This is a genomic window from Vibrio nigripulchritudo ATCC 27043 (assembly GCF_000222685.1).
Classification (GTDB): Bacteria; Pseudomonadota; Gammaproteobacteria; order Enterobacterales; family Vibrionaceae; genus Vibrio; species Vibrio nigripulchritudo.
In genome coordinates, this window is the sequence record NZ_AFWJ01000261.1 from 1 (window position 1) to 18,431 (window position 18,431).

Here is an 18,431-nt window from a genome sequence, read left to right on the forward strand (position 1 = left end):
CCTTTTACTGAAAAGGTGAAGCGCTCTGGCGATGACTTCTTTTCCTGTTCCTGTCTGACCGTTGATGATGGTGTCGACATTGGATTTAGCCAGTGCGAGAACCTGAGAACGGATCAACTCCATTTTGTTGGAGTCACCGATTATTACGTCCTCGATATGAGTTGAAGATGAAGGGGGTGTTTCTCTAGTTGTAACTGACGAGACTGACATGCCATGAGTAACTTTTCAGTCAGTGTTTCAGGCTCAAGAGGCTTTTCAAGAAAATCATAAGCGCCATTTTTCATGGCTTCAATCGCCATAGGAATGTCGCCATGACCACTCATCAGAATCACAGGAACGCCAGGTGCTCGGTTCTGAATAGCGGCGAGCAGACTCAGCCCATCAAGTGTCGGCATTTTTACATCACATAAAACTGCACAATTGCTTTCTGGTTTGAGTTGTTTTAATCCCAGTTCCGGGTCGGTATAAGAATCAACGTCAAACCCTTCAAGTTCCAGCATTTCGCTGACAGCGTCGACAACGTCATGTTCGTCGTCAATAAGTAAGATAGCGTGCTTCATTGTAATCGTTATTGGTGTCGTAGAGTTAAAGTAAAAGTGGTTCCAGTTGTTTGGTTGGAATCGGCAGAAATCGATCCTCCAAAGTCTTTAATTATGTTGTACGCGATAGAAAGCCCCAATCCCAAGCCATCCCCAGTTTCTTTGTTGGTATAAAAAGGATCGAAGATATGGGGGATCTCGCTCTCTTTAATACCGCTGCCATTGTCTCTGACGGAAACGACAACTTCGCCATTTTCTGAAAGTGAGCCGGAAATCGATATATCAGGTTCGGGTGTGGTAGAAATGGCATCTAATGCGTTCCCGAGAATATTGACAAAAACTTGCTCCAGACGAATCGCATTGGCACTGACCATTACGTCAGGTAAATCCTTCACCTTAATGATGTTGGAAGGTGTCCGGCTTTCAAGTAACTGTATGGCATCAGAAATGGTGCGCTTTAGCTCGACCTTTTCCATATGCCCGTCACTTTTTCTGGCAAATGCTCTGAGGTGTTTGGTGATTGATGCCGTTTTTGCTAAAAGCACATGAATTTTTTCTAAGTTATTGATGGCTTTTTCAGGGGAATTTTTACCGAGCCACAGTTTGGCGCTTCTTACATGGCTGGTGGCTGCGGTCAGAGGTTGATTAATTTCGTGAGTAATACCAACACTGAGCTCTCCAAGGGCGGCTAATTTTCCAGCCTGAATAAGCTCGTCTTGCGTTGACCTGAGCTTTCTTTCCGCGTTCGTTCTTTCGATGACTTCCTGTTCCAATCGCTTGTTGGTTTTTTTCTACTTCGATGGCGGTTTGCTGGAAGAATTGAAGATCTTTGGCCATTTCCGTTACTTCATCGCCCCCTGAAATGGCAACCGGAGTGAGCAGATGCCCGCTCGAAATTGCTTTCATATTCATTTGAAGCTGTCTTATGCGTTGCAGAATGTTCCGCTGAACATAAAACCATGAGACGGCAATGGCAACCGCTACGCTGATAAGAGAGAAAAACAAAGCGATTCGTTGATTGGCTGCCAGAGAGTGCCGAGCCGTATTCAAAGAGCGGTCGATATCCGAATTGACTGTGTTTGTGTAGCGTTCAATTTGGACGGCTAACTGATGAAGGTGAGTGTTACTGTTCTCAAGAAAGAACTGCTGCTGATATTGCCTGTCAATAATTTCGTCTTTTAGAGCAAACAAACGCCCACCTCGAGACGTAAGGTTGTGGATCACGGTAAGTTGATCATCCAGAGTCGGGTTTTGTAGTGAGATGGGGCTGCTTTTCCATATTTCCCACCACTGGTCACCAATTGATTCTAGCCTCTGAATAGTGTCATCCAGTTCATTGAAGCTGTTATCGTTGTACAACTTCTCAGCCAGACCAGACTGATAATAGAGAAGCGAGCGGAAGGTGGCGTAATCTATGGATGCCTTATCCTGAGATGAAAGTTCGTCCAGCGATTCACCAGCGAGTTCTAACAATGGGAAAAGCCCTTCAAGCAGAAAATTGAGTTGAGAGGACAATTGCTCAGACTGAGCTTCACTTTGGAACAGCAGGCTCAGGCTATTTCCGATTTGAGTAATGACGTCTTTGAAGTAGGCATGATAGTCGGGAAACTGAACCATGACTTGATTCATTTCTCCAATGGCCTGGTTGATGTCGTCCATAGCTCGATTACGAGCGACATTGGAGTCTGCGGTTCCGAGCAGAGGTGCCGTGGAAATAATCAGACGGACTTTATCATTGAGTTTTGCTGCGTAGTCGAGTGCTTTTAGGTCGGTGTTATTCAGATGTTCCAGCCGGGTATTAATGTCCGAAAACGTATAGGAGGAGAGTGCTGACACGATGAGAGTAGTCAGAGACAACATCGCCATTGCCAACGCAAGGCGCAACCCCATACCTTTCCATCGAATTTTCATAACGGCAACTTGCTTAAGCGAACAGAGCTCTATATGACCAACTTTAGCTCTTTTATTCTAGCGAAGTTACGGTTTTGTTAATGAAATTCGGCGCTGGGTCACCAAACCTTTAAAAGCTCAGGGTTGAAGTAAGAGGGCAATGATCACTCAAACGATAGCTTAACGCTTCTTTTTTACTGAACGTGATTTGCTTTGACTGACTTAAATTCAGATCTGAGCTGGAAACCACGTGGTCGATTAGGTTTCGGTATTGGTGGGTTTTGGTTGGGTTGGTTCGGGAGCGCACTCTGCATTCCGCTGATGTGTTTTTACTGTTCAACACGACTTGCCCCTTAGTTCCTTTAGACAGTATCTTCCACAGCCAGTCGTTTGGGTAGGCGAGATTGTGATTAAAGTCGCCGATGATGACGAACGACTGATTGTTGGTCAGCCTTTCCGTTATCCATGCGTTGATACTGTTTCCCTGTTTTGCCAATACTCGGCAGGCATCGGTTTTTCTTTTGGCGGCAAAACAACCAGATTTAAGGTGAATTGAAAGTAAGTGTATTGGTTTTTCTGCTTTTGGCTTTGCCACTATGTAGGTAGCAAATCTAAGCTTGTTGAACTGACCGGGAAGGAGATTTAAATCGTCAGGGTCACTAACCTCGATACCTTCTGATACTGCAAACCCTGTGTATTGGTTGATGTCTTCAAATTGAAGATCCTGATGCTTTTTTCTCGCCCTGTCTGAGAAATAATATTGGTACCCAGTTCCTGTTACCCTCATTAACGCTTCTTCACTGTCTACTTCCTGAAAAGAAAAAATGTGCATCGGTTGTTCCGATATTCTGGAAAAAACATCTCTTAATGCAACAAAATCGCGATCTTTACGAAGGCTTGGTTCAATTCGCTTACTTGGATTGGTTGTCAGCCACTCGATATTCCAGGTAGATAAAGTAAGTTCAGTTGCTAAAGCTGGGTAGTGAATGGCGGTAAGCAAAAAGAGTAAAAAGCGTTTCAAAATAGACTCGATTGTTATTGGTATTTTTCAAAGATAATAACGAAATTTTAATAGATAAAGTATGACGTTTGGTTCGAATTTAATAAAGAATTCAAATGTGCGATCTTCGCCACTAAGATCGATTTGATCTTGCACTGTAGACATCGTTTGTTGATTTGGATCAAAACAGTCGAATAGGGCATCCCTTTTAATACGCCACAACATATTGTGTCTGTATGCGTTCATGTTGTGCATATAGTGTGTTTTTTGAACTACTCGAATACAAGGGGATACGGTGAATACAGTTGTCATTAAAAGGGATGGTGCGAAAGCGCCTTTTGATAAGGAAAGAATCGTTGCCGCTGTTGAAAGTGCTTCACATACCGTTGATGAAGCCTTAAGCCGTTATGCCCAGCAAGTTGCCAGTGCGGTATACAATTCGCTAGAAGAACGAGACGAAATTTACATTCAGGACATTCAGACTCTGGTTGAAAATGAACTGATGCAGGGTCCATACAAAGGGCTTGCGCGTTCTTATATTGAATATCGTCATGATCGCGACATTGCGCGTGAAAAATCGAGTGCTTTAAACAAGGAAATCGAAGGACTCATCGAGCAAAGTAACGCCGACTTGCTCAATGAAAATGCGAATAAAGATGGCAAAGTGATTCCAACTCAGCGTGACCTTTTGGCTGGCATTGTGGCAAAACACTATGCCAAAACACACATTCTTCCACGCGATATTGTTCAGGCTCACGAAGCAGGGGATATTCATTATCACGATCTCGATTATGCGCCGTTTTTCCCATGTTTAACTGCATGCTGATTGACTTAAAAGGCATGTTGACCCATGGGTTTAAGATGGGTAATGCTGAGATTGATACACCTAAATCAATTTCTACCGCAACAGCAGTAACAGCGCAGATCATTGCTCAGGTAGCGAGCCACATTTATGGCGGCACCACCATTAACCGCATTGATGAAGTGCTTGAACCTTATGTACTGTCAAGTTTTGAAAAACACTTAGACATTGCGAAAGAGTGGGACATCCATAACCCTGAAGCTTTTGCCAAAGCTCGAACCGAAAAAGAATGTTTCGATGCGTTCCAGTCGCTCGAATACGAAGTGAATACGCTCCACACTGCGAACGGTCAGACTCCTTTTGTCACTTTTGGTTTTGGTCTTGGGACAAGCTGGGCATCCAAACTGATCCAGCAGTCTATCCTCAAAAACCGTATTGCTGGTTTGGGCAAAAATCGTAAAACAGCGGTTTTTCCTAAATTGGTATTTGCGATTAAAGATGGGTTGAACCATAAAAAGTCCGATCCGAACTACGACATTAAAAACCTCGCTCTTGAATGCGCTTCAAAGAGAATGTACCCGGATATTCTGAACTACGACAAAGTTGTCGAAGTTACAGGTTCGTTTAAAACCCCAATGGGTTGCCGCAGTTTCTTAAACACTTATGAAGAAAATGGGGAGCTTATTCACGAAGGACGAAACAATATCGGTGTTGTCAGTCTAAATCTACCTCGCATAGCGCTACAGGCAGAAGGTTGTGAAAAGCGTTTCTACGAACTACTGGAGGACAAGCTGACACTTGCACGACGTGCACTTGAGACTCGCATTTCGAGACTTGAGTCCGTGAAAGCTCGTGTTGCGCCAATCCTATACATGGAAGGAGCTTGCGGTGTGCGTTTACAAGCTGATGAAAGCATCGCATCTATCTTCAAAAATGGAAGAGCATCCATTTCTCTTGGTTACATCGGTATCCATGAAACCATGGTCGCGCTATATGGCGAAAATGAACACATGTACGACAGCGATACTCTAAGAAACAAGGGAATCGAAGTTGTTAAATTCATGAAGAAGCGCGTCCAAGCCTGGACTGATGAAACGGGGTATGGCTTTAGCTTATATGGAACGCCAAGCGAAAATCTGTGCAGCCGTTTTTGTCGTATCGATACCAAAGAATACGGTGTGATCAATGGCGTTACCGACAAAGGGTATTACACCAACAGTTTCCATCTGGACGTTCAGAAGAAGGTTAACCCGTACGACAAGATCGATTTCGAGATGCCTTACCCTGAAATCTCAAGTGGTGGCTTTATCTGCTATGGTGAATTCCCGAATATGCAGCGAAACATCGAAGCGTTAGAAAACGTTTGGGACTACAGCTACACTCGCGTTCCATACTACGGTACGAATACGCCAATTGATGAATGCTACGATTGCAGTTTTACCGGTGAATTTGAGTGCACTAGCAAAGGTTTCACCTGTCCAAGTTGTGGTAACCATGATTCCACTCGCGTGTCAGTGACACGTCGCGTTTGTGGGTATTTGGGAAGCCCTGATGCAAGACCATTTAACTTCGGCAAACAAGAGGAAGTGAAGCGCAGGGTCAAACATCTTTAATGAACTACCACCAATATCACCCCATTGATGTGGTAAACGGGCCGGGCACACGCTGTACACTGTTTGTGTCCGGCTGTGTGCACCAGTGTCGCGGTTGTTACAACAAATCCACCTGGTCTCTCTGTTCTGGTCATCCATTCACACAAGAACTGGAAGACAAAATCATTGAGGATCTGTGTGACACTCGTATTCCAAGAAGAGGGTTATCTTTGTCGGGAGGTGACCCGCTTCATCCCAAAAATGTACCTGATGTTTTACGTTTGGCGAAGCGTGTAAAAGAAGAATGCCCGTCCAAAGACATTTGGATGTGGACAGGGTATCTTCTGTCTGAACTTGATGTGCTTCAAAAAGAAGTGGTTGATTTTGTAGACGTATTAATTGATGGGAAATTCGAACAGTCGCTTGCCGATCCAAGGCTGGAATGGCGAGGAAGTTCTAACCAAATCATTCACTACATGAAAGTGTAAAACCTGATGTTCAGCGTCTGGCTTTAACTTGCTCAAACCAAACACAATTTCCTTTCGATTTTTTGTTTGTAACAGTGTTAACGTGCTTACCACTGTTGACTTTCAAAGGGTTGTGAATTTCATGTTATCTCATCTTCCGGAGCCTAAACAGGATCCGATTCTTTCGCTTTCTGTCGCTTATAGAAACGATCCCCGCAATGAAAAAGTGGATCTGGGCATTGGTGTCTATCGCAATAGCGAAGGGGCAACGCCAATTATGAAAGCAATCTCTCTGGCGCAGGAAAAAGTAACATCAACACAGACAACAAAAGCCTATGTTGGTCTTGCGGGCTGCGAAGAGTTCAACCAATGCATGGTTGATTTACTGTTGAAAGGCACATCAGCGTATGACCGAGTGTCTGCTATCCAGACTCCTGGAGCAAGCGGTGCACTTAGAATGCTTGGTGATCTCCTTAAAGTTGCTCAGCCGGGCACTACGGTATGGCTAAGTAATCCGAGTTACGTGAATCACCAACCTGTTATGGAAGCGGCGGGTCTGAAAGTAAAACACTACCGCTACTTTAGCCCATCTACCAAGCAAGTTGATGTTCAGGGCATGCTGGAAGATATTTCAAAAGCAGGCAAAGAAGATGTGGTTCTGCTTCACGGTTGTTGCCATAATCCAACCGGAGCGGACATCGATTTTGATGTATGGAAAGCGATAACCGACATGGCAGTAAAACAAGGTTTTACTCCGTTCGTAGACATCGCGTATCAAGGTTTTGGTGATGGATTAGAGGAAGACGCAAAAGGTCTTCAGTTTATGGCAAACAGCGTTGAAGAAATGCTGATCACTACCTCTTGTTCAAAGAATTTCGGCTTATATCGTGAACGTACAGGTGCAGCAATCGTAGTCGGCAAGAATGCAAAGGAATCCGGGAATGCTAAAGGCAAGCTTCTTCAACTGGCACGCGCAACCTATACCATGCCGCCTGATCATGGTGCGGCACTGGTCAAAACGGTATTGAGTGATGACAACTTACGCCAGATTTGGCGTGACGAGTTGCAGCAAATGCAGCACCGTCTTGTTTCCTTGCGTTCGGGCTTATGCGCGGAGCTAAAAAATACACATAACTCTGACCATTTTGACTTTATCCAGTCACACAAGGGCATGTTCACTGTGTTAGGCTTTTCTTCCGAGCAAATGCTTCGCTTACGAGAAGAATATGGGATCTATGGTGTCGGCGACGGGCGAATCAATATCGCTGGTTTAACTGAAAAAGACATCCCTTACGTTGCGAATGCGATATTTACTGTAGCAGACTGATAAGAGGGTGGAGATGAAGTCGAGCAGACCTATCATTTTTCTTGCAATAACTGGAGTCCTTAGTGCGTGTATCAACATTCAGCAGGGTGGAGTCCCTCAGGTTGTAGATGATGCCAAGGTTTCGGAAGAGAAGGTAGCAGGTATGCTAAAAACACAGGATGGAAAGCTGATCCTTGGCGAAAAAGAATGGGTTTACATTTCAGGATTGGATGAGAGCTTTAAGGCTCGAGTCGATACCGGTGCAACGACTTCATCCATCAGTGCTGTAGATATCGATAAGTTTAAAAGTGGTGGGCAAGACTACGTTCGTTTTCGAATTGCCCATGACGGAACCAAAAGTCAGCTTTTGACTTTGCCTGTTCAAAGATGGGTGCGGATTAAACAGTCCAGCAAAGAAGGTTACCAAAGGAGAGCGGTGGTTGAGGGTGAAATCCAGATTGGAGATTTAAAAACCTCCACGGAATTTACACTTGCAGATCGTTCCCACCTGACGTTCCCAGTGTTGTTGGGAAGAAGTTTCTTCCGAGACGTTGCGGTTGTAGATGTCAGCAAACAGTATGTACAAAAGAAATTAAACTAAACAAAGAAAGCCTTCAAAATGAAGGCTTTCTATTTGACCTGTACTTAAGGTCAACAGACCCTAGAACATGAATCTCGCGCCCATGATAAGTTGGGAGCCATAGACACCGTTATCGGCAATATTGGCACCAATGGATAATTGGTCGGTGGAATGGAATCGTCCGCCAAAGCTGTATGTTAGCTCGGTAGTATCACTGTATACCAACTGTCCGACTTTAACGTTTGCTTCGATGTTATCCAGTACCCAGATTCTGGCACCGATGTTTAGCTCTGGAACAAACTGGTTACCAACAAACTTGTCGTCACTGGTTTTGATGTTGTGAAGTAGCATCTGACCGAAGATATCGGCAAAACCTGTAGCAGGACCATTGAAACCTACGCCAACGGCAATGTCGTAGTCGCCTTCAAATCGGGAATCTAGACGACCAATAAAATGTGTATTTTCAGTAAAGGTTAGATTACCTTCAACACCGTATGATGTTGGGCTAGCACCCACGCGAAACTCTACTGAAGAGTAATTAAAGTTGTTTGCTAGAGCAGCCGCAGGGGTTAGTGCAGTAAGTAAAAGTGCTAGGCGGTGTTTGCGTCCAAACATATGTAATCCATCCATTTTAGTGCTTTGGCGAAGTGCCGTAATACAGGTATACAAAAAGGTCTGCAAAAAGCAGACCAATTATTCAAAACGGATGAGATTTCAATAAGATCTTAGAGAATTTGTAGATGATCAACTTCAATTTCTGGTGTTGAGCCACCTTCGTATTCTCCGTAAAGACGGATTTTTGACTCCGCATTCAGCGGTTGTGTCAATGTAATGTCATCCAGCTCTATCTGAATTTCGGCTTGTCCGTCGGTGAAAATAAAGGTGTCTTTACTGATTTGCTTAACGATATGACCTTCAGTCACCACATCCATTTCGGTCATCCAGCTAGTGTCTTCTAGCATTTGCGATACGGGCGTGAGATCAACGGGGCCATTGTAGTTTAAGTAAGCATCTTCTCTGTCTTTGTCGCCCGCCAAAGCAATGGTCGGGAAAGCAATGATAGTGGCAGCAATGGCTAATACAGTGTTTTTCATCTTGGAATCCTTTTTTCCTATTGAGTTCGAGGTTAATTAAAGCAGTGTTTGTTTTAACCAACCGTGAGCGTAGGATTCATGTTGAATTCATTTTAGGTTGGGCTTCTGAGGTAATGAAGCTACTATTAGCCAATTCAAAATTAACAATAAAATGAAGCGATTATGATCCCAGCAGTTGAAGCCTTAATGGTTCAAGGCACCACATCTGATGCCGGCAAATCGGTACTGGTGGCAGGCTTATGCCGCGTGCTTACAAGAAAAGGGATAAAAGTTGCCCCTTTTAAGCCACAAAACATGGCGTTAAACAGTGCGGTGACTAAAGATGGGGGAGAAATCGGCAGAGCGCAGGCTGTTCAGGCACTGGCATGTCGTGTTGAACCGACTGTTCACATGAATCCGGTTTTACTCAAACCGAATTCTGATACTGGTGCTCAGGTGATTTTGCAAGGGAAGGCGATCACCAACATGGAAGCAAAGGGCTACCATGACTACAAAAAAGTTGCCATGGAAAGTGTCATGGACTCTTTTGGTCGATTGCGACAGGAATTTCAGTCAGTAGTTATTGAAGGCGCTGGGAGCCCGGCTGAAATTAATCTTCGTGCTAATGATATTGCGAACATGGGTTTTGCAGAAAAAGCCAATGTTCCTGTCATCATTGTTGCAGATATTGACCGTGGTGGCGTTTTTGCTCATTTGTATGGCACGCTTGCTTTACTCTCTCAATCAGAGCAGGACAGAGTCGCTGGGTTTGTCATCAACCGTTTTCGCGGTGATATAAAGCTTTTAGAATCCGGTTTGGACTGGTTAGAAGAAAAAACAGGCAAACCTGTATTGGGGGTTTTACCTTACCTACATGGACTGAATCTCGAAGCAGAAGATGCAATTACCGCAGAACAGGTGAAAGGCTCAGATCAGCAATTGTTTAAAGTAAAAGTCCCTGTTCTTACCAGAATCAGCAATCACACCGATTTTGATCCACTTCGACTCAATCCAGATATTGATTTTGAATACGTAGGAAAAGGCGAGTCACTTCAGGGAGCCGATCTCATCATTTTGCCCGGAACGAAATCGGTGCGCCAAGATCTTGCGTATTTACGCTCTCAGGGCTGGGAAAAAGAAATACTCAGACATATTCGTTTGGGAGGAAAGGTGATAGGCATTTGCGGCGGTTATCAAATGTTGGGTAAAACACTGTCTGATCCAGAGGGTATAGAAGGTAAAACAGGGAGCAGTGCGGGGTTGGGGTTAATTGACTCTGAGACTACATTGCTTCCCGAAAAACAGCTTAAAAACGTAAATGGGCAACTTAGCCTGAATGACAAGGCGGTTTCTGTGTCTGGTTATGAGATTCATGCCGGCGTGACTCAAGTCAACGAATCTCAGCCAATTACTCTAGACAATAACAAAAGTGATGGTGTTATCAGTAAGTGTGATCAGATATTTTGCAGCTACCTGCACGGTATATTTGAAGAATCTGAAGCGATGCAACTGATTTTGGATTGGGCGGGTTGTAAAGAAGTAACACCTGTTGATTTTGAATTGCTCAAAGAGCAAGCGATAGACCGCATTGCGGACGCTATTGAAGATCACATGGATTTAGAAAAGCTTTGGGGCAAAGATTGGTCAAAACACGTTTAAGGTTATTACTCGCTCTTATTGTTTGTTTAACAGCTGGAGCGGTTAATGCAGAAGTCAGAATATTAGCTGCTTCGTCTATGACAAATGTCATCAACGAATTAGCAAAGAACTATGAAGAACAAACGGGTCTTAGTATCAAACCTGTGTTCTCAAGTTCTTCTTCTTTAGCGCGCCAGATTGTTCAGGGCGCTCCTGCTGATCTTTATTTGTCTGCCAATACCAAATGGGCAGATTACGTGATGAATAAGCTAGCGCTAGCAAAAGACAGAAAGTCAGACTTTGCTGAAAATCGACTTGTGCTAGTTTCACCTGCGAATAGCAATATAGAAACAGCAGAGTTGGATTCAAAAAAGTGGTGGCAATCCGTGCTTAAAAGTGACCGTATTGCCATCGGCAATCCCAATGCCGTTCCTGCTGGGATATACGCTAAAGAAGCACTTCAGTCACTGAATGTCTGGGATGAAGTGAAAAACAGGCTTGCGCAAACGAATAACGTGAGAGTTGCGTTGGCGTTGGCAGAAAGAGGCGAAGTGCCTTTGGCGATTGTATACCAGACGGATGCCCTCCAGAGTGACGCTGTCACTAAATTGATAGCTTTCGATAATCAACTTCATCGCAACATTACCTATCCGTTGGTCAACGTATCCGATTCGAACGATGCTAGATTGTTTCAAAGTTACTTACTTTCAGATGAAGGTAAAGCCATACTGACTAAATACGGTTTCTTGATATCACACTAATGCTGACAGATTTTGAATTAGAAGCGCTTGTTCTGAGCTTAAAAGTCGCTATATATGCCGTTGTATGGCTAACACCTTTTGGTGTGGGGATAGCGTGGCTACTGGCACGTAAACACTTTTTTGGCAAAAGTGTAGTCGATGCCTGTATTCATTTACCGCTTGTTTTACCTCCGGTGGTCATTGGGTATTTGCTACTTGTTGCCATGGGTAAACAGGGGGTTGTGGGAAGCTGGCTTAATGAAACTTTCGGGATAGTTTTCAGTTTCAACTGGAAAGGTGCTGTATTGGCGTCTGCTGTGGTTTCACTTCCTCTCATGGTTCGAGCCATCCGGCTAAATTTAGAAAGCATAGATAGGAAACTAGAACTGGCAGCCAGAACATTGGGGGCTTCACCGATCAAAGTGTTCTTTACCATCACGTTACCTCTGATTTTGCCCGGGATCATCACGGGGATGATGCTTGCTTTTGCCCGAAGCCTGGGAGAATTTGGCGCTACCATCAGTTTTGTATCTAGTATCCCAGGGGAGACTCAAACTCTGCCGTTAGCCATGTACAGTTTTATTGAAACACCCGGAATGGAATATGAGGCAGCCCGCTTATGCGTCATATCCATTGTTGTCGCTTTAGGATCTCTACTCATTTCAGAAGCGCTGACCAGAAGCGCTAATCGTAAAATCGGAAACGCGGGCAGGGCAAACCGATGATTGTTCTTAAAATTAAGCACCAGCTCGGAGACTTGTTACTCAACGTAGATACTCAATTACCCAAAAAAGGGGTTACGGCTGTGTTTGGTCGCTCTGGGGCGGGTAAAACTTCTCTTATCAATGTTCTTGCTGGGCTGACCAATCCTGACGAAGGGGAAGTGTCTATAAATGGCGCCATTGTCTATTCAAGTCAGGAACAAATAAATACCCCTATTGAGAAGCGCAACATAGGCTATGTGTTTCAAGATGCACGCCTGTTTCCTCATTATTCTGTTAAAGGCAATCTTCTTTATGGCGTAAAGGAACAAGATCCTAGTCATTTTCAGTCAATCTGTAATTTACTTGAACTCAACCACTTACTAGACAGAAAGCCTTTTTCGCTGTCTGGTGGTGAAAAACAAAGAGTGGCAATAGGTCGAGCGCTATTGTCAAAACCGGCACTGTTACTTATGGATGAGCCATTGGCTTCGCTTGATTTACCTCGAAAACGAGAGGTCATGCCATTCTTAGAAAAGCTTGCTCAGGATATTCAGATTCCTATTGTCTATGTCACTCACAGCTTGAGTGAAATTATCAGGCTTGCCGATCACATGCTTCTTCTGAATAACGGAATGTTAGAAGCCTCAGGACCGCTGGTTTCGGTATGGGATTCGAAAGCCATGCGACCGTGGCAGTCTTTTTCCGAGCAAAGCACGCTGTTTGATGCCACAGTAAAACAACATCACGACCAATATTCACTTTCTCAGCTTATGTTGTGCGAGAATCGATTTCTGTGGGTGCAAAAAGTTGATGCCGAATGTGGGGCGTCTGTTCGAGTTCAGGTAAGGGCAAACGATGTGTCAGTGTGCTTAACGGAGCCTAAAGATACGTCCATTCGAAATGTGATCAGAGCAGAAGTAGGAGAGATCGAATCCCAGAGCCCGGCACCTGACAGACAAAGCGTTTCAATACGGCTTTTACTTAATGAAGAGTGCTCACTTTGGTGCAACATAACCCAATGGGCTGCAGACGATCTCTCGTTAAAAGTCGGAGATACCGTCTACGCCCAAATCAAAGGGGTGAGTGTTACTCAAAGGGATGTTATCCAGCATTGACCAGTGACATGCTATCACTGGGAGAGTAGCCAAACTGCTTTTTGAAGGCGTTAGTAAAGTTTGAAGGGTGTTGGTAACCCGCGTCATACGCCGCTTCTGTTATGGTTTTGTACCCTTGATCTAACGCCTGTTTCGCTCTTGCTAATCGTCTATAGCGTATATAACCCAAAACCGTGTATCCCACCTCTTGTTTAAAGCGCCTCTGCAGATTAGAAACACTCATCGCGGCATAAGAAGCAATGGTTTCAAGCGTAAGATCTTCATCCAGTTTGGATTCCAAATACGTAATAAGGTGTGTGATATCCCCATTAAACTGGAAAGGTTGTTCGCGCTGATTGGATGCGTGAACCCCCGAAGCTACCTGTTCAAAAACCAAAGACATTACCTGGAGTGCGTGGGACTCAAACATCAAAGTTTCAGTTAGGGACTGTGGTTTTCGCATGTCTAAAATCGGTTGAATCAAGGACAAAATATTCTGATCGATATTGATGACTTGATGCGACTTGTCAGCGTTTAGAAATGCCCAGAGCGAGTCGTCGGAAGACAGCTCTAGCCTTGCGTTAAACCATTCTGGTTTGATCACGATATTGATCTTCTCAACGCAATTGCCTTTCAACGTTCGCTTATGAAATGTGGCAGGCTTTTTAAGGTTGGTAACAACAGCCTGAGGCGCATTAATGGCATCAAGCTCAAAGTGCAAATCATCGTAGCCGAATACCAGTTTGCCTTTCAAAAGGACGGTAATAATGACAGATGAGGGCGAGGTGGCAACAATATGTCGTGATGCAAGATCTAAAGTTTCGCCTCCATGAACGGTTATACCATCCTTGGACTGGTAACTGACAAATTGTCCTTCTACTAGCACGTCTGGCTTAGATTGATTGCACGTAATAACGCTCTGTTTTTCGGAACCTGAATCTACGAATTGGGTGATAGCAACTGGCTCGCGTAACGGTGTTTTGGAAACATCATTAGCGGATGTCATCTTGTATATTCCTAATAATATTTTAGCGATTTTGGATAAGGGTTTATTCTTTCCAATAATAATATCAGCAAATACCATATCTGCGAATAATTATCATTTATGAACTAGGATGTGGTAAATCATGGACAAGTTTCGTTCAATAAAAGTGCGTAGAACGATGTTAAGCCTCGCTGTAGCAGGTATTTGTGCTCCTTCTGCTGTTTTGGCAGAGGAATCTAAATCTCACCTTGAAGAAGTTATGGTATGGGGAGCAAGCGTAAACAGTAGCTCTGAAGCACTAAGCTCTGACGATTTTGCATTAAAGCAAGCTGATCATATGTCCGACCTGTTGCGTGACATCCCAGGTGTGGATGTGGGCGGTACGCATTCCGTTAACCAGCGCATTAACATTCGTGGTATGGGTGAAACGGATCTCGATATTCGTCTGGATGGTGCTTCACAGAATGCAAACATGTTCCACCACGTCGGAAATCTAACGCTCAATCCAGACATCATTAAATCTGCTGATATTCAGGTAGGTGCGAACTCAGTAACGAGCGGAGCCCTGGGTGGTGCAGTTTATTTTGAAACCAAAGATGCTAAAGATCTTCTGCGTTACGACGAAACTTTCGGTGCGCGTATTTACGGTGGTTATGGCTCCAACGCTTTTGCTACTGGATCTTTAACAACCTATGGCAAGCTGGGTGAAAATGCAGACGCTTTAGTTTACCTATACGGCATCAAACGCGACAACTTCAAAGATGGCAACGGAGACGAAACTTTCGGTGCAGAGGGTAAAGTGAACAACTTGCTAGCGAAGGCGGGTTGGGATCTTAGTGATACTCAACGTATCGAGTTCTCATACGATTATTACAAAGATCATGGTGACTACAACCCTCGGCCTAACTGGGGTGCTGCGGGGAACGCAACTCGCTCAAAAGACGCATTGATCGACACTCGCTATACTCGCCACACATACACTCTTGGCTATGAGTGGACTTCAGAAAAGCATCTTTTAGAAGCCTCTTTGTATCAGAACAAAATCGATCTTTACCGTAATGAAGTCGGTGTTCCAGGTTTCTGGCCAGCCGATCGTGTCGGCGAAAATACTGGTAAAAATACGAATACTGGTGCTCAGGTGAAAGGTCAATCAAGCCTGACACTATCTGGTCTCGATCAAACTCTCGTCTATGGCTATGAGTATAAAAAACAAGATACTGAGAACGAGTATGCGAAAGGTGACACAAATGAGGCAAGTCTGAGTTCTCACGCCATCTACCTAGAAGACAAAACTAAGGTGGTTGAGAGTGTTGATGTGACCATTGGCGCCAGATATGACTACATCGATCGCGAGACTAAGCTCGATAATAGTTCTTACAACAAGGTTACTTGGGCAGGAGCAGTAGATTGGCATGTCACGAGTAACATCACTCTATTTGCTAGTACTAAGACTCTGTTCAAAGCACCAGAGCTCATTGAAACTTTCATCAACTACGAAGCAAAACTCGCTCAGGATTTGAAACCTGAAACAGGTTACAACCACCAGGGTGGTGTTAAGTTCAACCAGGAATTTGGCGCTCACACACTGGGTGCAAACCTGACTCTGTTCCAGACAAGGGTAAATGATTACATTCTTAAGCGTGACGTTGATCCTTCAAGAGCAGTCAGCTACGAATTCCAAAATGTTGATGACGCAGAGTTCACCGGTTTCGAAGCAAGCGTTAATTATGCATACGATGCGTTACTAACACGCGTGTCTTACTCACGATCTAACAACAAGTTTTTGGAATCTGGCGAGCCTATCAATACACAAGATCGCTCGGCGAGAAGTACCGATATCGGTGACAGTGTTTCATTAAACTTTGAGTATGCTGCTTATGACTTGGATCTGTTGGTAGGTTGGAACTCTAACTTTGTATTGGAAGAATCCAATGTACTGGAAGGTAAACCAGCGAAAGAGGCTTACAATGTTCATAAGCTCTACGCGCAATGGGCACCTAGTCAGGTAGAAGGGCTAGCACTGACTTTTGGAATCGATAACCTATTCGATGCCGCTTATGTTTCTCACGCTTCCACCACTGGCAGTTCGAAACTAAGAAATGGTTCGGAGTTTGCTTTGGATGATTTAGAACCTGGACGAAATGTAAAGCTGTCGGTTGCTTACCAGTTCTAATTTTAGAAAGAGACTGAAGAAGCAATAAAAAACGGCTCCCAATATGGGAGCCGTTACTTTTATTCAGGTCAATTTACTCTTCAACAGTAAATTCTTCGATTGTCACTTCTACACGACGGTTTTGTTCACGTCCTGCAGCTGTGTCGTTTGATGCCACTGGGTTAGCTTCACCTTCACCTTTAACAGTGATACGGCTTGGATCTACGCCTTTAGCAATCAGGTAGTCAGCAACTGCCTGAGCACGTTGCTCAGAAAGTTTCTGGTTGAATTTAGCGCTACCACGGCTATCTGTGTGACCAACTACATCCACTTTAGATTGAGGGTAAGTGGTTAGCAGAGTGGCAACAGACTCAAAACGACGAGTACCAGCAGCACTTAGCTTGCTGCTACCTGTTTCGAACAGGCTAACGTCTTGCTGTGACTGGAATGTAATAGTCTGCTTTTTAGGCGGCTCTGGTTTCTTCTCTTCAACAACTGGCGCTGGCTCAGGTTTCGGCTCTGGAGCCGGACGTGGTTCAACCTTAGCAACCGGCTCTGGACTTTTAACGCCGAAGTGGTAGTTCAAACCCAGTGTAAACATGCTTGCAACTGTATCGTCAGCAGGACCTGCATTTATTTCGGTCATGAGTTGATATTCGATACGCGCACGCAGTGCTTCCGTTAGTTTTCCTTCAAATCCTAATCCAGCCAAAAGATTTAGATCGTCTTTTGCTTCTTCGTATTGTGAGTATCCTGCACCCAGTTTACTGAAGAAATCCAGATCGTCCGTTAGAGGTATGTTGAACTTTGGAGCGAAAGTAATGGCTGTCATAGAACCATCAATAACATCCAGAGTGCCACCATTTTGGTAATTAGAAACAAACTTACCGTAGTCATCGTAACCCAACTCTAAGGCTACATTGTCTAATAGTTGGTAGCCAACATAAGCACCAAACGCTGAGCTAGCATCATCACAATTACTGTCGACAGCACAGGAATTGCTTAAAGAGGATGCCCCGGCTTTACCACCAATGTAGATTTGAGAGCTGGCAGTAAACGGTAACGATGAAAGTAGCGTAAGAACAACTAACTGCTTTTTCATAGATAATTCCTTTTTATAATATACAATGCGATTATGTGTACAGATTGTTATAATCAGGCATCATTATGAGAATCCAATTTCAGGAAAGCAAAACTCCCAATGAGAATTGTATTTTCAATCTCATAATCAAGACGCTTTTGTTCTACAGCTCAAAATAGACAAAAGGCCGCGAATTGCGACCTTTTTATGAAAGTTTTCAGTGTTTACTTAAGAAATACCTGATTGAAGTCACGTTTAAGTATGGCATCTCGTCGTGCTTTCTTAAGTTGTTTGGTCATGTCCTTAACGCAATTGTGAAGTACTTGATCCAAAAGAGAGGCGCGATAATCTTCTTTTTCTTCCTCTGTCATGTCCTTTGGAAGGTTCAGAGTTGGAAACTCTTCCATAACATTTAAGCCAGCGAATGCCTGACTTACAGAAATCAGGGCATGAAACTGCTCAAAGTTATCTAGTACATTTTGTGCACTTGCAGGAAGGGCATCCCAAGCTTCTCTTACTGCTTCTTCGGATACCTCATGTATAGATGTCACCATCAAGTACATTTCTTCAGGAACATTGTCAAACTCAATAACTTGACGTAATTCTGCAGACACTGCGGACAAGTCGACTTTCTGTTCAGTATTTGGTGTTTCGTTTGACATAAAAATTTCCTGTTACTTCAAAAGGGCACATCCTAGGAATATCGCGATAAAAGTCAACAAATTACTGACAATATCTAGGGGGCGTTGCGCGTCGCATGCTATATTCATTTCATACCGAGTGAAATT

16 protein-coding genes and 2 pseudogenes are annotated in these 18,431 nt (G+C 44.0%); 9 read left to right on the top strand and 9 right to left on the bottom strand.

Features of this window, described 5'->3' with window-relative positions; all coding sequences use genetic code 11:
• The 4 genes and pseudogenes from RH89_RS17195 to RH89_RS17205 form a co-directional block, all read right to left on the bottom strand.
• Positions 1-560: pseudogene (locus tag RH89_RS17195) on the bottom strand (sigma-54-dependent transcriptional regulator); the annotation flags it as partial.
• 8 nt (positions 561-568) lie between these two features.
• On the bottom strand, positions 569-1,015 hold the full coding sequence (locus RH89_RS30405; protein ID WP_341871776.1) for a sensor histidine kinase: 447 nt from the start codon (positions 1,013-1,015) through the stop codon (positions 569-571).
• 169 nt (positions 1,016-1,184) lie between these two features.
• Positions 1,185-2,450: a HAMP domain-containing protein gene (locus tag RH89_RS17200; RefSeq protein ID WP_080564030.1), complete on the bottom strand. Its 1,266-nt coding sequence runs from the start codon at positions 2,448-2,450 to the stop codon at positions 1,185-1,187.
• Positions 2,451-2,559: 109 nt separating this feature from the next.
• Entirely contained in the window at positions 2,560-3,450 is an 891-nt protein-coding gene (locus tag RH89_RS17205; RefSeq protein ID WP_004404768.1) for an endonuclease/exonuclease/phosphatase family protein, read from the bottom strand.
• 274 nt (positions 3,451-3,724) lie between these two features.
• Between RH89_RS17205 and nrdD the strand changes: the two are divergent.
• From nrdD to RH89_RS17225, 4 genes and pseudogenes are all read left to right on the top strand, one after another.
• Positions 3,725-5,844: pseudogene (nrdD, locus tag RH89_RS17210) on the top strand (anaerobic ribonucleoside-triphosphate reductase).
• On the top strand, positions 5,844-6,311 hold the full coding sequence (nrdG, locus tag RH89_RS17215) for an anaerobic ribonucleoside-triphosphate reductase-activating protein (RefSeq protein WP_004404780.1): 468 nt from the start codon (positions 5,844-5,846) through the stop codon (positions 6,309-6,311). The pseudogene nrdD and the gene nrdG overlap by 1 nt, the downstream one beginning before the upstream one ends.
• Before the next feature lie 121 nt (positions 6,312-6,432).
• Complete coding sequence (locus tag RH89_RS17220) at positions 6,433-7,617, top strand: amino acid aminotransferase (RefSeq protein ID WP_004404781.1); 1,185 nt, start codon at positions 6,433-6,435, stop codon at positions 7,615-7,617.
• Between the two features lie 13 nt (positions 7,618-7,630).
• Positions 7,631-8,197: an ATP-dependent zinc protease family protein gene (locus RH89_RS17225; RefSeq protein ID WP_004404797.1), complete on the top strand. Its 567-nt coding sequence runs from the start codon at positions 7,631-7,633 to the stop codon at positions 8,195-8,197.
• 60 nt (positions 8,198-8,257) lie between these two features.
• Here the strand turns inward: RH89_RS17225 and RH89_RS17230 are convergent, their stop codons facing one another.
• On the bottom strand, positions 8,258-8,791 hold the full coding sequence (locus tag RH89_RS17230; RefSeq protein WP_004404802.1) for a hypothetical protein: 534 nt from the start codon (positions 8,789-8,791) through the stop codon (positions 8,258-8,260).
• A gap of 110 nt (positions 8,792-8,901) precedes the next feature.
• Entirely contained in the window at positions 8,902-9,270 is a 369-nt protein-coding gene (locus RH89_RS17235; RefSeq protein WP_004404803.1) for a YgiW/YdeI family stress tolerance OB fold protein, read from the bottom strand.
• A gap of 162 nt (positions 9,271-9,432) precedes the next feature.
• Between RH89_RS17235 and RH89_RS17240 the strand changes: the two genes are divergently transcribed.
• The 4 genes from RH89_RS17240 to modC are packed head-to-tail and all read left to right on the top strand — an operon-like array spanning position 9,433 to position 13,446.
• Positions 9,433-10,908, top strand: coding sequence for a cobyric acid synthase (locus RH89_RS17240; protein ID WP_004404806.1), 1,476 nt, complete (start codon positions 9,433-9,435; stop codon positions 10,906-10,908).
• Positions 10,890-11,648: a molybdate ABC transporter substrate-binding protein gene (gene modA, locus RH89_RS17245; protein ID WP_038146547.1), complete on the top strand. Its 759-nt coding sequence runs from the start codon at positions 10,890-10,892 to the stop codon at positions 11,646-11,648. Before RH89_RS17240 ends, modA begins: the two co-directional genes overlap by 19 nt.
• Positions 11,648-12,352, top strand: a complete 705-nt coding sequence (gene modB / locus RH89_RS17250; protein WP_004404810.1) for a molybdate ABC transporter permease subunit — start codon at positions 11,648-11,650, stop codon at positions 12,350-12,352. Before modA ends, modB begins: the two co-directional genes overlap by 1 nt.
• Positions 12,349-13,446, top strand: a complete 1,098-nt coding sequence (gene modC / locus RH89_RS17255) for a molybdenum ABC transporter ATP-binding protein ModC (protein ID WP_004404811.1) — start codon at positions 12,349-12,351, stop codon at positions 13,444-13,446. The genes modB and modC overlap by 4 nt, the downstream gene beginning before the upstream one ends.
• Here modC and RH89_RS17260 read toward each other — a convergent pair.
• Entirely contained in the window at positions 13,433-14,431 is a 999-nt protein-coding gene (locus RH89_RS17260) for a helix-turn-helix transcriptional regulator (protein WP_004404812.1), read from the bottom strand. The two genes, modC and RH89_RS17260, sit on opposite strands and share 14 nt — an antisense overlap.
• Before the next feature lie 121 nt (positions 14,432-14,552).
• Here RH89_RS17260 and RH89_RS17265 point away from each other — a divergent pair, with 121 nt between their 5' ends.
• The gene (locus RH89_RS17265; RefSeq protein WP_004404814.1) at positions 14,553-16,583 is read left to right on the top strand and encodes a TonB-dependent siderophore receptor; all 2,031 of its coding nucleotides are present in this window, start codon (positions 14,553-14,555) and stop codon (positions 16,581-16,583) included.
• A gap of 73 nt (positions 16,584-16,656) precedes the next feature.
• Here the strand turns inward: RH89_RS17265 and RH89_RS17270 are convergent, their stop codons facing one another.
• A complete protein-coding gene (locus RH89_RS17270; protein WP_004404818.1) occupies positions 16,657-17,664 on the bottom strand; it encodes an OmpA family protein in 1,008 nt (335 codons plus the stop codon).
• Between the two features lie 203 nt (positions 17,665-17,867).
• Positions 17,868-18,305, bottom strand: a complete 438-nt coding sequence (locus tag RH89_RS17275) for a DUF3069 domain-containing protein (RefSeq protein WP_004404821.1) — start codon at positions 18,303-18,305, stop codon at positions 17,868-17,870.
• Positions 18,306-18,431 lie beyond the last annotated feature (126 nt).